Genomic DNA, 15,867 nt, shown 5'->3' on the forward strand with positions numbered 1-15,867 from the left:
CGCTAGAAGGGTCGGGCGAGACGGGGTGTCCGGAACGCGGGCCGCTCAGTCTCGCCGTCCGAGGACCGTCAGGAGCGTGAGCGCCACGGCCAGTAGCGCGAGGACGACGCCGAACCCGGCGCCGCTCCCGCCGGTGGTCGTGGCCTCCGTCGTCACCGCGTCTCGGGTCTGCTCTTCGTCCGTCGAGACGGCCTCGACGGTGAGCGTTCCGACCGACACGTCGCCGACCCCGACATCGTGCGTCCCGGCCGGCGGCGAGATGGACGCACTGACGGTCCGCTCGCCACCCGCCGGGACCGACACCGACCGCTCGGTCACGGTCTCGCCGTCGACGGTTATCGGCACCGTCCGCTCGATTTCGGCGGAGCCGTCGTTTCGGACGGTCGCACGCACCGTCACCGTCTCGTCGGCACCGATACTCGTCTTCGAGAGGGAGCCGGTCGTACTGACCGGGTCGACCGTCCCCACGGCCACCGCCGAGAACCGCGTCATCTGCGCCCGGTAGGTGACGGTATCGGCGTTCGACCCCACGCGCGTCGTCCGCAGCGGCATCCATTCGCCAGATGCCTCGTCGTACCGGTAGAGGACGACGTTCGCCTCGGCCGAGTCACCGAGTGACGCGCGGTCGACGGCCATCGTCACCGTCCCGTTCTGGACCGGTGACTCGGTGGTGTTCCCGCCGGACTGGAGCGACGGCCGCAGCACGTAGCCGTTGGCAACCGACAGGCCCTCCGCTGGCGGGCCGCCGTCGGTCAGGTTCCGCGTGCGAACGGCTTCGAGCCAGAGGGTCCCGGCCTCGGCCGACTCGACGGACACGGATTGCAGCGTCGCGTCGCTCCTCGGCATGTCGAAGACGAACTGCACCGTGTCGCCGGCGGTGGCGTTCGCCTCGTACCCGACCTGCGTGTCGTTGCCGACCGCGACGGTGTTGCCCGCCGCCGTGGTCGGTGGCACGACGGTCAGCGTCTCGGGTGACGCGTCGCCGAGCGACACCTCGAACTGGCCGGTCCGGTTCGGCGTCATGCTGACCGTGACCGTCCGAATCCGGTACGACTCGACCGTCTCGTTGACTCGCGTCGCCGTCCGTCCGTCGACGAGGACGGGCCGGTCGAAGGCTCCCGTCTTGTCGCCGTAGTTCGCGAGCGTGACCGTGTACTCGACCGAGGAGCCCAGCGTCGCGGATGTCTGGTTGAGCCCGGCATTGAGGACACGGAGGTTGGACTCCACCGGGCCGTCCGACCCGTGGCCGCTTCCGGCGTGGTGGCCGCTCCCGTCGTCGGAGCTGGAATCGGTCGAGTTATCGCTCTTGATCTCCGTCTCGTTCTCGGTGACGTTCGTGACGTCCGTGGCGGTCAGTTCGTAGGAGAACTGGCCGCTGAAGTCACCGCTCGCGACGACGACAGTGTGGGGCAAGTCGTTGCCGATCGTGTACTCGATAGTCACGTCCCGGCCGGAGTACGGGGCGACCTCTTGGGCGACGATCCGATTGTTCGGCGCGATGAGGTACAGCGCCGAATCCTCGGACGAGGACAGCGTCAACTCGATTTCCTGTCCGACGTTCCCACTGAGTTGGACTTCCTCGTATCGACCGTTGTACTGGGTTCGCTCGTCGTTCGTCTCGTCGACCGTGCCGACGATGGTGTCGCCAACGCTCATCTCCAGGTCCTCATTCTCGTCGAGTCGTTCCAAGGAGAGCAGATACTCGAACGTATCCTCGGGGAAGTGACTGGTCACCTGTATCGTGTAGGTGCCGTCCTCCGGGAGCCGGTGGAGTATCTCCGAGTTGTTGCCTTCGCCGCCGTCCTCGTTCTGGGCGACTCGCTGGCCGTCCGGGCCCACGAGGACGAGCGAGGTGTCCGTCGGCGCGTACACCTCGATGTCGACGACGTCTCCGGCCTCGCCTTCGAACGAGACTGGCTCGTAGTACCAGTCCCCGCTGTGGCTGTTCTCCGTGGGGTTCGACCGTATCGGGTCGACGCTGTCGACTGCTCCGGACACCGTCTCGCCGTACGCGATTTCTCGGGTGTCGTCCGTCGCTGGTGCCGAGGCGACGACACCCACCCCTGCAATCGGACCGACGACGGCGACGAGGGCGACCACCACCACGGCGACCAGACGGACGCCCCGCCGTCGACGGACCGCGTTCCGCTGTGTCTGTTCGGACATCACTGCGAGAGTGAGTAGACTACAGTATAGTTACCCACTCCGTACGAGAGGGCTGCGGTCCGAACACCAGGCAGACCCGAATTTTGCACCGATTCGTCTCATAGGAGGGCGTTTCTGGCGGTAAGTGTGTCCTTCTCACGGGTCGCTGGTCGGTTATTCGGTTAGTTACCATACACTGTGGAGCGCTGGTGTCACGAGTGGCGTCCGATTTCACGACAGAGGTCGCGTTCGTCGAGGAGCGCGGCACGAACGTCGAACGTCTGCTCTGGGGCGTGGTGATCGTCGCCTCCGCGGCCGACGTCGTCCTGACGCTCGTCGGCGTGTCGATGTGTTTCAGCGAGGCCAACCCGGTGGCGCGCGCGGCGTTAGACACGGCGGGTGGCGCCGGACTCATGGGGCTGAAACTCCTCGCACTGGGGGCGCTGTTCGTCGTCTACCGACGGGTCAGACCCGCGTACCGACGGGCGGCACTGACGGCGTTCTCGCTCCCGCAACTGTTCGCAGTCGGGCACAACAGCCTGTTGCTCGTCCAGTACGGGCCGGGCTGTCTCTGAGTCAGGAGGACTCGTCCGCCATCGCTCGCGAGGACACCGACGCACTGCGCGTCCGTTCGAGGACCGAGATAGCGTCTTCCGGCGTGTACGCGACGCCGTCGACGACACAGGGGAAGACGGCGACGAGCTTCTGCTCCGCGTAGAGTGCCAGACACCGACACGGCGGGACGATACGCCGGAACGATTCGTCGGCGAAGCTGGAGGTGACCTTCGTGATGCGGAAGAACGGCGAGATGGAGATACCGCGTTTGGCCGCGAGTGCGTAGAACTCGCCGATGGTCGAGACGATGCGCTCTCCGCTGCCGACGTTCGCGAGCACGCTCCCCGTACAGATGCTATCGCCCCAGACCAGCAGGTCGACGCCGTCCACAACCCCCTCGTCGGCGAGTCCCGACAGTCGCTCGACGAGGGCGTCCTGCTGTCGCTTGCTGCCCACGGGTGCCAACGAGTGGACGAACACCTCGGCGGTGAGTGACGTCTCCGTGGAAGGCAACAGTTCTTCGAGGGGGGTCGCTGACTCACCTGAACTCATGTCTCTCACGTAGCGATGCCCCCAGTGACCTATTAAAGACATAGGACGCTTCGGGACATAAGACCGACTTACAGCGCCTGTATCACGTAATAGCGACGAATAAGGCTGCGTTGGGGGAGAGCGGACAGCGCAGCCGGGACGACGGCGCCGCCGTCTCGTGTGGCCTGAGTGGGGGTGGGGTGGGTGAGTTGGCAAGGGATGGACCGGTGTGGGCCAGTACGCGCAGGTGTTCGCTCTCCCCGCGTCGGAGTCGACGGGGTGGCCGTGTATTGTTATTCCGTGGTTAGTGGCGGTAGGGAGTGTGACTGCCGGTCGGCGTCCGCGAGCCACGTCCGTCGTATTCGAGCCCATCGCCCGCGTGTCGGCGTGAAGGAAGTTCATAACTACCTGAAAGACAGCGAGTTGACTGGTGTGATGTTCGCACTGAAACGGGTCCTCCTGATTGGCATCGGTCTCCTCACCGTCGGACTTGCTTACCGGACGATACGGTCGGGTCACGGCGGGCAATGAGCGGCAGCGTGCCGCGTCCCTCGACCACGCCCTCCGCACGCAGCTATGACGAGTGAGGACGAGACCTCGCCGTTAGCCGACGCGGACAGCGACACCGGCCTGTTACCGGACGCAGAGTGTATCGACCTGCTCTCGTCGAACCGGCGGCGAATCCTGCTCCGCGCGCTCGTCGACGCCGACGAGCGCGAGCACTCACTGGAGTCGCTGGCCGCGACGGTCGCACAGACGGAACAGGGCACGGACCTCGCCGACGTCGCGACGCACCGCGTCGGCGTCTCACTCCACCACGTCCACCTCCCGAAACTGGACGACGCCGGCGTCCTCGACTACGACAGGGAGACCAACACCGTCCGGTTCTACGGCAACGACCGTATCGAGACGTGGTTAGAGACCATGCGCGACGACTAGCCGGTGGCTCACTTGAGCCGTCGGTAGAGCCGAGCCATCGCGCCGAACCCGGGCGCGCTCCGCTCGAGCGAGTGGTAGCGGGTCAGCGTCGGGGCGAACTTCGACTTGTACCGCGAGAGCCGCGGGTTGTTCGCTCCGACGAGGTCGTACGCTCCGACGCCCCGTGCGGACGCGTCACGGATGACGTACCAGTGCAGCAGATCGTTGATGTCGTATTCGAGGTCGGTCTTGACCGTCCCCTGCCAGCCGTACGCGCGGCGGCCGTCGTCGAGGACGAGACTACCCCCCGCGAACACGCCGTCGATGGTACAGACGTACGGGCGGAGGTACCCCTCGGGCAACGCCTCGTAGAGGTCCTCGACGAGTTCGATAGTCACGGGGAACTGGAGGTCCTGTTCCGCGTGCCGGTTGCGGACCTGTGTGATGATGCTCCGGGCGGCCGCGTGTCCGGATTCGGTCACCGTACAGTCGTCCTCTGCCTCCCTCACGTTCGACCGGGCGTCGCGACTGAAGCGGTCGAACAGCGCGTCCGGGCCGGCCTCGAGGTCGACGACGTAGGTGAACCGCGGCGTCTCTTCGAACATCTCCCAGTCGAACGGGCGCGTGTCGGGGGTCGTGATAGACGTTCGGACGTGGACGTATCGAGGGGCGTGTGTCCGGTCCAGCCAGTCCAGACAGCGCTCGACGAACCGGCGTCGACGGCGCTCGACCGAGTTGGACTTCATCCCGGGACTGGTCAGGATGACGGGCCCGAGGTAGCTCACTTTGAGGTCCGGTGGTGGCGAGAACGCCGTCGTTATCGGCCCCTTCTCGATGGTGAACAGCGGGAACAGACCGACGGGTTCCTGACCCTTGTACCCTATCAGCGGGTGAAACGCCGCGTCGGCGTGGTCGGCGAACACCGAGAGCGCCTCGAAGCGATGGAACGGTGTCCGTTCGTCCGTCCGTTCTAACGTGTCGTTCCAGACGTCGCTGTCGCTCGCGTCGAGCGCGGTTATTTCCAGGCTCATGGGTCCATCCCTCTTCGTATCCCCCAGTTCCGGAGACCGGTAAGCGCCAACATCGCTCGCTTCGTACTGACGACCACGGGGGGTAAGTTATAGCCAGCCTACCTCCGGACGCAGTCACGGCACCTGCGGGCCGTCGAGACGGGCGTTCCGGCGGTACGGACGCCATAACAAAGCGACGTTCCCGGATAGCCCGTATCGAACAATGTCTGGGGCTAGCGTTCGGGCGACCCGTGAGTCGACGACGGACCGGTGGAGGTCTAGGGCGTGAGCGTCACCGAGACCGCTCGCCGGCTGGCGGCGTCCACGTTAGACGTCGTACCGATAGACCTCGTGGCACTCCTCGTCTACGTCGTCTTCGCCAGCGCGGCAGTGACCGTCGGCGTCGGCGGGACGGTGGTCGGCTTCGTGGTCGGCTCCCTCCTCGTGTTCTTCGTCCCGGGGTACGCGGTCATCGCTGCCCTCTTTCCCCGCCGACCACAGAACAGGGACGCCGGTGAGGGCGCTATCGGCCTGTCGCTGACGGCCGCCCACGACGGCGTCCTCGCACGGGAGCGACTGGCGCTGTCGTTCGGTCTCAGCGTGACGCTGATTCCGCTCGCCGCGGTCACGCTCGGAGCGCTGGGTATCAGACTGACCACGGAGTCCGTGCTCGCATCGGTGTGGGTCGTCGTCGTATTCGGCGTGGTCGTCGGCACTGCTCGACGGCTCGCCGTCCCGTCCCACGAGCGGTTCGACCCGCTGGCGGTCGCCCGGCAGACCGGGACGGAGCGCTTCTTCGGCGGCGACGCCGTGACTCGCGCGCTCACCGTCTGTCTCTGTATCGCCGTCGTGGCCGCGCTCGGGTCGCTCACCGTCGCCCTCGCGGGGCCGACCCAGTCGATGTCCTACACCAGTGCCTCGCTGCTGACCGAGTCGCCCTCTGGTGAGAACGTCGCCGGTGGGTACCCGACGAACGGGACGGTCGGCGAGTCGACTTCGCTCGTCGTCGAAGTGACGAACCACCACGACAGCGCCGCCACCTACACCGTCGTCGCGAGGCTCCAGCGCGTCGACGGCGGGACGGTCCTCGCCAGCGAGACGCTCCGCCGTCAGTCACAGCGGGTCGCCGTGAACGAGACGTGGACGTACGACCACACGGTCACGCCGACGATGGCCGGACAGGACCTCCGATTGGCGTACTACGTCGTCCGCGGACCGATGCCGGACACCGTCGACGACGGGACTGCGGACAAGGTCCTCTACCTGCGAATCGACGTCGCGCCGCGGTGACCGGGCTGGCCGACGGTCGCATCGGTCGGTAGCCGCCGTCACCGTCCTTGCTCTGTCACCGGGGAACCGCTTCTCTCGACGACGCTCGTCACGTCCGCGACATTTTTGACTATCGACGGTCGCGCCCGTCGCGCATCGTCGTGTGCAACAGCAGGCGACGTTGACGCCGTCAGACTCCGCCGCCGAGACTGCTCGTCCGGTTCGAATGGCGGTTCGACCCGACGGCATCGCTGTCGGCGGCTGTCAGTATCTTCCTCGCCTCGAAATCCACCGTCCACCCGAGAGAAGGACCGGAAACCGAACGTGAGGGTCTCAGAGCTGTCGACTGAGGACGGCGATACTGCCCGCGACGAGTCCGATGCTGCCGAGCGCGAGGAGGCCCAGCAGGAGCGGGGACATCGAACCGCCGTCGCCGCCGGACTGGACCCACGACTCGGTCTGGACGGTCTTGGCCTCGCCGCCGACGGTCACCGACGCGTTCTGTCCGTTGACGCCCACAGTGTACTGGCCGGGGTGTTCGATTCGCTGGTCGAAAGTGACCGTCTTCGTCTCGCCGGGTGCGACGGTCACGGACTGGCGCTCGACCACCTCACCGAAGACGACGAAGGAGGCGTTCTCGGTGCCGGTGACGGTCCCGTCGTTGCGGAACGTCGCGCGCACCTGCACGGACTCCCCGGCGTCGACCGTCTCGCGTTCCACGTCGACCGACGGGGGGCCGATGTCGGCTCTCGCTGGCGCGACGTCGACGGTCGTCTGGAGGCCGGCGACGGTGAGGCGCTGTTGCCCGGCCGCCGTCGGGACGACGGTAAACTGGAGACGCTCGGTCTCGCCCGCCCGAATCGTCACGCGTTCGGAGGCGACGACGCGACCGCCGAGGACCGTCGTCACCGTCTCAGACCCGTCCCGGTGCCCGGTGTTGGCGAGCGTCACCGAGACGTTCGTCGACCGGTTCGCCACCGGCGACCCGGCGACTGCGAGGTCGGTCCCGACGACCTGTGCCGTCGGGAGGCCGACGACCAGCGGTTCCTCCGGGCCGGCCGTCGCGTTGAGGACGACGGTCGAGTCGTTGCGGACCAGCGTCGTCTCGACGGGCTCCCACCCGGACCCGTTCCACGTCGCGACGACGAGCGAGTCGACCGAGCCACCACGGTCACGGACTGCCGCTCGGTCGACGGCTAGCTGGTAGGTGACCGAGGCGGGGGCGGGACCGGACGAGACGGTCGGGCCGAGTGCCAACAGCGTCTCGTCGGTGCCGGTGGGTGGCCCGTCGCTCCCGTTCCACTCGTCGGTCACGGTCACTGCGGTGTCGGGTTCGACGTCGGCGAGCGCGATACGCCGGACCGTCACCGGACCGCTTCCGAGCGCTCCGTCCTCGATTTCGGCACCGACGAGGTTCGACTCGACGTTGCTCTCGACGACGACGGCGTTCCCCTCGCGCGTCGCCGTCCCGGGGGGTTCGACGTCGTCTGGTTCGGGCGCCGGGGCGGGGGCCGCACCGCCTCCGCCACCGCCGCCACCGCCTCCGCCGCTGTCGCTTCCGCCGCCTCCACCGCCCCCACCGCCACCGCTGGACGACTGTGCGACGGTCACCGTGACGGCGGCGCTCGCCGTCTGGCCGTACCGGCCGGTCACCTCGTACGTCGCCGTGTACTGGCCGCTCGTCTCGAAGACGTGGCTGGTCTGTGAGGCGACAGACGTGGTCGTGGTCCCGTCGCCGAAGTCGAGACGCTGGCTCTCGACGCGGTCCGCCGGGGTCGCCTCGGCGGTGAACACCACTGTCTCGCCCGGCTGCACCTGCTGGCTGTCCGCCGACAGCGTGGCCGTCAGGTCCGTCGCGGCCTCGACGCTGACCGTCGCTGTCGCCGTCGACGACACGTTCTCGGCGTCCGTGACGGTCACGCTCACCGTCCGGTTGCCGACGGTGTCGAACGCCGTGGTCAGCGTGGCGTTCGCCGTCACGTTCTCGGCGGTGCCGTCGCCGTCGGTGTCCCACTCGTAGGTGGCGCCACCGCGGGGGACCGTCGAGTTGCTGGCGTCCAGCGTGACGTTCGCCGCCGGACGTGCAGTCGCGGGTGCGTCGAGTCTGGCGACCGGGTCCTCGGTCGCGTTACGCTGGACGGCGACTGTCGCGTTCGCGCTGTCCGTCTGTCCGCTGGCGTCGGCGACGGTGACGGCCACCGTCCGATTCCCCGTGGTGGCGAACGTCGTCTGAATCTGCGACGCCGTGGTTCGCCGGTCGACCGTCCCGTCGCCGTCCACGTCCCAGCGGTACTCGGTGATACCGAAGTCGTCCGTCGAGTTGCCCGCGTCCAGCACGATGCTCTCGTTCCGGAGCGCCGTCTCCGGCGCCGACAGGGCCGCGCTGGGCGGTTGGTCGACGACGACGTCGATACTGGTGTTCGCCGTGTCGGTGTCGCCCTGGCCGTCGCTGACGGTCAGCGAGACGTTGTACGAGCCAGCCTGCGTGTAGGTGTGCTGCACGGTGGGGCCGGTCGCGCTGGTGCCGTCACCGAGCGTCCACGCGTACGTGGCCGACTCGCCGACGGTCGAGTTACGCCCGTCGAAGGTGACCGTCTCGCCCACGTTGGCTTCTGTCGGCCCCTCGATAACCGCCTCGACGGACTGGTTGGACGTGACTGTCACCGAGGCCGTGGCCTCGCCGCGCCGCCGCTCCATGTCGTCGACGAACACGGTGACCGTCTTCTCGCCGGTCGTGTCGTACGTCCGGTTCAGCGTCGGCCCGTCCGTCTCGACATCGACGGTGCCGTCGCCGTCCGTGTCCCAGAAGTAGCCGTAGATGTCCCCGTCGTCCGTCGAGTTGCTGGCGTCGTAGGTGACCGTCTGGCCGACGGTGGCGTTCGACGGCGACGCCGTCAGCGACGCGTCAGGTGCGCTCCCGGCCGCACACGCCCCCTGCTGGACCGACACCGAGGCGTTCTTCGAGAGCGGGGCGAGGCGCTCCTCCGGCCCTCTGGCACTCCAGTTCAGTGGGTCGTCGGCGTACGCCCAGTCCTTGCTCTCTTTTGCGTAGGTGTCGTTCCCCCACTCGGCGTCGACGACGATGGCGGAGTCGTTGGCGTGCGCGAGCCCGCGCAGCGCGCCCCCGTCGTTCCGGTCCGGTTCCCACATCCAGTCCATCTGGCTGGACGTGTCGTTGTGGACGAATCGGTCGTCCTGGTTGGGGTAATTGTCGTCTTCGACGGCCCACTCCGCCTCTGTCGGGATGTTCGTGATGTCCATCGAGACGGCGCCGGCGGTGTCGCCCCCGTCGTTGCGCTTGTCGTGGAGGAAGACGAGACTGTCGCCCTGAGACCCGCGATAGACGTAGAACTGGCTTACCTGCGACACCTGCCGCTCGTCGGTCCCGTGAGAGCTGAAGTCCGTGTCGTTCTGGTAGTCGTAGTACGTGACGACGTCCTGTGACCCGTCCCCGACGATGGTAAGCGGAACACACCGCTCGCCCTGCACCACGCTGTAGGCGGCCGGTCTGTTCTCGACGTTCTCGACGTTCCCCGCGGCCGTGCCGACCGGTCCTAAGGGGCCGATACTTGCGCCGACGACGAGCAGTACCAAAGCGATGCTCCTGATTGCGAGTGTCTCCCGTTCCATGATGGTCCGACGGGCTGGTGCCCGACTGAGTATGGCCGGGTTTCAGAAGAGTACGGCTTTGTTATAGAGCGCCGTCTCTCGGTAACGGCCACTTACACCGAGTCGGTGTTCAGTTGAATCTGCTCGCCGGCGGCCGGTCGTGCCGCGGCCCGCCGCACCTCTTCCATGATGCGAAGCGTCCACGTCCCCTCGGCGACGGGGACCGGCATCGGGTCGCCGTTGAGAATCGCTCTGGCCTCGGCGTCGAACTGGTAGTAGTGGGAGTCGAGGTCGCGTTCGGCCGCCCAGTCGTCGGTGAAGCTCCGGCGGGCGACGGCGACGACGTTCTCCAGCGTCCCCTCGATGCGGCCGAGGACGTGGTCGACGTTCGTGAGCGCGCGGGCCTTCGCGGAGGCCTCGTAGTCCCGGTCGAGGACCGTCACCGTCTGGGAGACGACGTCGACGAGCAGACTGCCCCGCTCGCCGTGGATTCGGATGGACTTGTGCGGGACGTCGCTGGCCAGTATCGTGGCGTTACACAGGACGTCCGTCTCGCTCGTGTACTGGAACTGGACGCTGTCGTAGTCGAACCCTTGCTCGTACTCTCTGGTGAGAGTGGTCTGGGCCTGAATCGCGTCGTCGTCGACCGGGTAGCCGCCGAGTTTCAGCACGATGTAGATGGGGTGTGGGAGTCCCTCCTCGAACTCGCCGCCGGGGAGGTCGAACGCCCACGCGCCCCGGCGCACGTCGTCGGGGTACGTCTCGCCGGTGTAGAGGATGTTCACGGAGCGGACGTCGCCGATGGCGCCGCGGTCGACGAGCCGGGTCGCCTTGCGAACGGCCGGGTCGAAGTTGTGGTTGTGGACGACCGACACCGGCACGTCGTGGTCGGCGGCGAGCGATTCCAGTTCCTCCGCTTCGACTACCGACGTCGTCACGGGCTTCTCTATCTGGACGGCGATATCGTCCTCGATGGCCATCCGCGCCAGGTCGAGGTGTGTCTGGACGGGCGTACAGAGGTGAATCCAGTCGAGGTCTTCACGGGCGAGCATCCCCTCGAAGTCGGCGAAGGCACCGATGTCGTACTCGGTCGCTTTCGCTCGCGCTCGTGACTCGTCGAGGTCACATATCGCGACGAGGTTCGTCAGCGGACACTTCTGGAGGCCGGAGAGGTGGACGTCGGACACCGTGCCGCCGCCGACGACTGCGCTGTTCAGCGTCATCGTCACATCACCTCGGTGCTGTCGGTATTGTTATAGGCGCTGTGTGCGGCGGTAAGGCCCTTCTACTGGCGTCGTCACGACGCCGTTACCGGTGGCCGACGCCGTCGTCCCGTCGATAGCCGCCGAATCGACCGGACGCACGGCACAAGCCGACCATAACAATGCCCGAGACAACACCAGTTTCCGGCGAGAATGGGCCCTGAAACTCCCCGGCGCGTCGGAGCGTGGTGACGATGTACCGTGACGCAACCGTCGCCGTCGTCGTGCCAGCGTACAACGAGGAGGGACTGGTAGGCGAGACTATCGAGACGATTCCCGGCTACGTCGACCGGATATACGCCGTCGAGGACGGGTCGACCGACGGGACGTGGGCGGAGATACGCCAGACCGCCGAGCGCGTCAACGCCGCCTCGACGTCCAGAAACGGCTTCTCGCGTCGTGTCGTTCCCATCAAGCACGACGCGAACCGCGGCGTCGGGGGTGCGATAAAGACCGGCTACCTCGCCGCCCGCGAGGACGGCATCGACGTGACCGCGGTCATGGGCGGGGACGCCCAGATGCAACCGGAACTGCTCGAAGGCGTCGTCCGCCCGATCGTTGAGGGCGAGGCCGACTACGTCAAAGGGAATCGGCTCATGAACGAGGCCCACCGGAGCGGGATGCCCCGGTTCCGCTACGTCGGCAATCGCATCCTCACGTGGCTGACCCGCATCGCGAGCGGCTACTGGACCATCGGCGACCCGCAGAACGGGTACACCGCCATCTCGCTGCACGCACTGGAGGAGGCTGGCATCGAGGACATGTACGAGTACTACGGCTACTGCAACGACCTCCTCGTCAGGTTGAACGTCGCGGGTCTCCGGGTCGTCGACGTGCCGCGGCCGGCGAACTACGGCGACGAGGAGAGCCACATCGCCTATCGCTCGTACATCCCGAAGGTGTCGGGGATGCTCCTGCGGAACTTCCTCTGGCGCCTGCGGACCAAACACGTCGAGGAGGGGCCGTACTCGATGCTCGCGCTGTTCGTCGGCGCGGCGATGACTGTCCTCGCCGGTGTCGTCGACGCCGTGCGGAGCGATGGGTCCCTCCTCGAATCCCTCCCCCGCCTGCTCGGGTCGCTCCTCCTCGGCACCGCCTTCCTCGCCGGGGCGTTACTGGTCGACCGGAACTACGAACAGCATCTCGACGACCGTATCGACCCGCCCGTGGCCGACGCGGAGTCCGAGGGTAGCGAAGAGTCCTCGGCCTCCGTCTCGCCCGCCGTCGGCGACGACTGACGGCAGCAAGGTCTTACTCGGTGTAAAGCCACCATAACAATTCGATTCTCGTCGTCAGGGACGGTATGTCACGGGAGTGGACGCGTCGTCGGTTGCTCGCCAGACTCGGCGCCGCTGGTCTGCTCGGCTCACTCGCCGGGTGTCCACGCGAGGACGGCGCGCCGAGGACCACGACGCCCACGGAACGGACGACGCGGCCGACCACCGTCGACACCGCCGTCTCCAGAGAGACGCCGACGGCCACCGAGTCAGCGACCGCCACGCCGGCCCCCGAGGACTACGACAAGGTCGTCGACGTCGTCGAGGAAGGCGCCGACCCGACCGGGTCCGTCTCCATCCACTCGACGCTCCAGTCGCTGGACACCGACCACACGCTGGTCCGGTTCCCGCCCGGCGAGTACCTGCTCGACGAACACTGGTACGTCGACGAGTTCACTCGGCTGGGCATCGTCGGCCCGGAGGCGACCATCACCACCGTCCCGAACTTCGGTGGGCCGCTGTTCGGGCTGGGTCGCAGCGAGGACGCAACCGACCTCGCCGTCGAGGGGCTGACGTTCGACTTTCGGCGGGAGAACACCGGACCACGGCCGCTCCACCTGACCGTCGCCGACGACCTGCACGTCTCGGACGTCACCGTGCGCGGCGAGTTCGACGTGGACCAGGACGGGATGCGGTTCGGCGTCACCGACCCCGACGGGACGGGAGTCGTCCGACGCCTCCGCATGCCGGACGGTGGCGCCCCTCAGTTCACGAACACCGGCTGTTACGTCGGCGACGACCACCGCGGCCACGTCCGGTTCGAGGACTGTCTCGTGGGTGGATTCCCGGACAACGGCCTCTACGCCTCCCCCGCGCCGGGTCGCGTCGACGTCGTCGGCGGTCGGTACGAGAACAACGGCGTCTCGAACGTGCGGGTGAGCGGGCCAGCGACCGTCGAGGGCGTGACGGTCCGCTGTGACACGGCCCGGCCGGGCGTCCCGAACATGCGCGGCATCCGCCTCCGCGAGGGTTCGAACGTCCTCGTCGACGGCTGTCGCGTCGTGATGGACCGCGTGACGGAGAGCGACGGCGCCATCACCTGCGCCAACTGGCTCGAGTCGGCCACGATTCGGAACACCCACGTCACCGTCCGGGCCGACGGGGTCCGGGCGCTCTGGGCGAAAGACCCGAAGAACGGCTCCAGCGCGGAACGCCGCTACCCGCTGCAGATTCGGAACCTCACCGTCGACGGGTCCGCCGCCGGGAACACGGCGATAATGATAAGCGGGCGGAACGGGACGCTCCTCGACGGCCTCTGTGTCTGCCAGACCGGCCGGGGGCGGAACGGCGTCACTGTCGTCCAGTCGGCCGACTCCGCCCTCCGCCAGTCGTCCATCACCGTCACCGGGACACCGCTGGTGACCGAACAAGCGGCGCTCGACAGGCGTGACCTCAGCCTCCAGTCGCTCGGGAGTCCCGGCCGCGTGAGCAACGGCGTGTGTGACTGCTCGTGACCGCGCCGGTGCTCACTCGCCGTCCGCGAGGTAGCCGAGGTTGGCGAGTCGGTCGGCCACGTCGTGGTCCTCCCGAACCCGCCGCTCCGTGGTCTCGTAGTCGGGGTACGACTCGACCGGTGACGGGTCGACTATCGGGAGCGGGGTCCCGTCCATCCGCTCGGCACGCGGAACGCCGAGCGTACTCAGGACCGTCGGTGCCACGTCGAACAGGTGCGCGTCCGCGAGCGACGCCGACCCGTCGACGGCCGGCCCCGTCGCGGCGACGACGCCGTCGCGCTTGTGGTTCCACGGCTCACGGGGCGTCCCGAACCACTCGCCGAGCAGGGAGCCGTTGAGGAAGTTGTCGAACGCTCGGGGGACGACGACCACGTCCGGCGCGTCCTCGACGTAGGGGCCGTCGAAGACGGCCTCCCGCGGGCGGACCGCCTCGAAGACCCGTTCCCCGTCCGGGTCTTCGAGGGCCGCCAGCCGGTCGATAACCTCCCGGCGCGTCGACTCGTACGCGTCCGGGTCGACGACGCCCTCGGGTTCGCGGCCCGCGAGGTTGAGACGGACGCCCAGTTCGATGCGGTCGCGCATGTACGCTCGCGAAGCACGGAAGTCGACCTGCTCCGTGCCCGCCCGGACGGCGTCGGTCGGCACGATTCGAGCGACGGTGTCTGCCAGCCCGAGCGGCTCGAGGACGGCCTCGACGCGCTGACTCGTCACACCGGCGCGGGCGAGGAGGCCGACGCCCCGTTCCAACGGGCCGGGGTCGGGCGTCCCGCCGCTCTCGCCCTGCTGGAGGCGACGGCGAGCGATGGCGTCCCACGACGGCATCCCCTCCCCGCCGGTCGTCGTCGCAAGCAGGTTCCAGTCCCGTAAGCACTCGTTAACGCGGATTTCGTGCCCCTCGTAGGGGCCGATGCCGTGGTCGCTGACCACGACGACGTTCTCCGGGGCCGCGGCGTCGAGGGCCATCGCTACGGCGTCGTCGACGGCCTCGAACACACACTCGACGGCCTCGGTGTCTTCCGGTCGCCGGTGGAACACCGTGTCGGTCTGCTGGAACTCCAGAAAGCCGAAGTCCGGGTCGAACCGGTCGACGAGGTAGGCGAACGCGTCGCCTCTGGACCTCGCGTGTGCCGCTACGTCGTCGAGTGCCGCCTCGCCCGGTGTGTCCATCGGCCCGTAGACCGAGTAGGACCCGATGGCCGAACGCACGTCGTCGAGGATACCCTCGGGGTGGCCCGGCGGGTCCTCCGGAGAGACGTAACCCGGGATTACCGCGCCGTCGACGTCGCTCGCGGGGCCGGTCACCGGGACGTTCACCACGACGCTGCTGTGGCCGTGGTGATCCATCAACTCCCACAGTGCGTGGGCGCGAACGTCCGTCGCGTCCACGACGTCGTGGTCGTAGCCGTCGAAGCGGAGGAACCCGTAGACGCCGTGTTTCCCGGGGTTGACGCCGGTGTACAGCGACGGCCACGCGCTCGGTGTCCACGGCGGGAGTTGCGAGGTCAGCGGCCCGCTGACGCCCTCCTCGAAGAGTCCCGACAGCGTCGGCGTCACCCCGGCGTCGAACAGCGGTTCGAGGACCGAGCGACAGACCCCGTCCAACCCCAACAGCAGTGTCTGCATCGTAGCCGTCTCCCGCGGCTGTTGGCTTCGTTATACGAGTCTTACTGCCGACAGCAGTGTGGTATGCAACTCCTAGACACACGTTACTGAGGAGTAGATTCAGCTTAGGGAACTATTTCTTCGCGTGTCTATAGAAAACCTGAATTAAGTTCCTGCTACGAGGAACCAACTACGGGTGGTAAGAAGACCGTACGTAGTCGGTGACTAATCTCGC

The 15,867-nt window shown here is 67.5% G+C and carries 12 protein-coding genes; 6 read left to right on the forward strand and 6 right to left on the reverse strand.

Going from position 1 to position 15,867, the window contains the following annotated elements:
• Positions 1 to 45: 45 nt before the first annotated feature.
• Entirely contained in the window at positions 46 to 2,166 is a 2,121-nt protein-coding gene (locus tag EGH21_RS08875) for a pre-peptidase C-terminal domain-containing protein (RefSeq protein ID WP_220618120.1), read from the reverse strand.
• 197 nt (positions 2,167 to 2,363) lie between these two features.
• On the opposite strand from EGH21_RS08875, the gene EGH21_RS24040 reads away from it, so the two are divergent.
• Positions 2,364 to 2,720 (forward strand): DUF5658 family protein, encoded by a 357-nt coding sequence (locus EGH21_RS24040; protein WP_220618121.1) that lies wholly within the window; start codon positions 2,364 to 2,366, stop codon positions 2,718 to 2,720.
• 1 nt (position 2,721) lies between these two features.
• On the opposite strand, the gene EGH21_RS08885 is transcribed toward EGH21_RS24040, so the two are convergent.
• The gene (locus EGH21_RS08885) at positions 2,722 to 3,252 is read right to left on the reverse strand and encodes an HTH domain-containing protein (protein ID WP_220618122.1); all 531 of its coding nucleotides are present in this window, start codon (positions 3,250 to 3,252) and stop codon (positions 2,722 to 2,724) included.
• A gap of 366 nt (positions 3,253 to 3,618) precedes the next feature.
• On the opposite strand from EGH21_RS08885, the gene EGH21_RS08890 reads away from it, so the two are divergent.
• Positions 3,619 to 3,762 carry a hypothetical protein gene (locus tag EGH21_RS08890; protein WP_220618123.1) on the forward strand — a complete coding sequence of 48 codons (144 nt, stop codon included), beginning with the start codon at positions 3,619 to 3,621 and terminating at the stop codon, positions 3,760 to 3,762.
• Between the two features lie 45 nt (positions 3,763 to 3,807).
• Positions 3,808 to 4,170, forward strand: a complete 363-nt coding sequence (locus tag EGH21_RS08895; RefSeq protein ID WP_220618124.1) for a DUF7344 domain-containing protein — start codon at positions 3,808 to 3,810, stop codon at positions 4,168 to 4,170.
• An 8-nt stretch (positions 4,171 to 4,178) separates the two neighbouring features.
• Here the strand turns inward: EGH21_RS08895 and EGH21_RS08900 are convergent, their stop codons facing one another.
• Complete coding sequence (locus tag EGH21_RS08900; protein ID WP_220618125.1) at positions 4,179 to 5,180, reverse strand: GNAT family N-acetyltransferase; 1,002 nt, start codon at positions 5,178 to 5,180, stop codon at positions 4,179 to 4,181.
• Between the two features lie 264 nt (positions 5,181 to 5,444).
• On the opposite strand from EGH21_RS08900, the gene EGH21_RS08905 reads away from it, so the two are divergent.
• Positions 5,445 to 6,449, forward strand: a complete 1,005-nt coding sequence (locus EGH21_RS08905; RefSeq protein WP_220618126.1) for a DUF1616 domain-containing protein — start codon at positions 5,445 to 5,447, stop codon at positions 6,447 to 6,449.
• Positions 6,450 to 6,761: 312 nt separating this feature from the next.
• On the opposite strand, the gene EGH21_RS08910 is transcribed toward EGH21_RS08905, so the two are convergent.
• Both EGH21_RS08910 and EGH21_RS08915 read right to left on the reverse strand, forming a co-directional pair.
• Complete coding sequence (locus tag EGH21_RS08910) at positions 6,762 to 10,058, reverse strand: PKD domain-containing protein (protein ID WP_220618127.1); 3,297 nt, start codon at positions 10,056 to 10,058, stop codon at positions 6,762 to 6,764.
• Positions 10,059 to 10,150: 92 nt separating this feature from the next.
• Positions 10,151 to 11,260, reverse strand: a complete 1,110-nt coding sequence (locus tag EGH21_RS08915) for a Gfo/Idh/MocA family protein (RefSeq protein WP_220618128.1) — start codon at positions 11,258 to 11,260, stop codon at positions 10,151 to 10,153.
• A 233-nt stretch (positions 11,261 to 11,493) separates the two neighbouring features.
• Between EGH21_RS08915 and EGH21_RS08920 the strand changes: the two genes are divergently transcribed.
• Both EGH21_RS08920 and EGH21_RS08925 read left to right on the forward strand, forming a co-directional pair.
• A complete protein-coding gene (locus EGH21_RS08920) occupies positions 11,494 to 12,537 on the forward strand; it encodes a glycosyltransferase family 2 protein (RefSeq protein WP_220618129.1) in 1,044 nt (347 codons plus the stop codon).
• 65 nt (positions 12,538 to 12,602) lie between these two features.
• On the forward strand, positions 12,603 to 14,030 hold the full coding sequence (locus EGH21_RS08925; protein WP_220618130.1) for a hypothetical protein: 1,428 nt from the start codon (positions 12,603 to 12,605) through the stop codon (positions 14,028 to 14,030).
• A 12-nt stretch (positions 14,031 to 14,042) separates the two neighbouring features.
• Here the strand turns inward: EGH21_RS08925 and EGH21_RS08930 are convergent, their stop codons facing one another.
• Positions 14,043 to 15,653 (reverse strand): alkaline phosphatase family protein, encoded by a 1,611-nt coding sequence (locus EGH21_RS08930; RefSeq protein ID WP_220618131.1) that lies wholly within the window; start codon positions 15,651 to 15,653, stop codon positions 14,043 to 14,045.
• Between the last annotated feature and the right edge of the window lie 214 nt (positions 15,654 to 15,867).

The sequence above is a fragment of the Haloarcula rubra genome, assembly GCF_019599465.1.
GTDB lineage: Archaea > Halobacteriota > Halobacteria > Halobacteriales > Haloarculaceae > Haloarcula > Haloarcula rubra.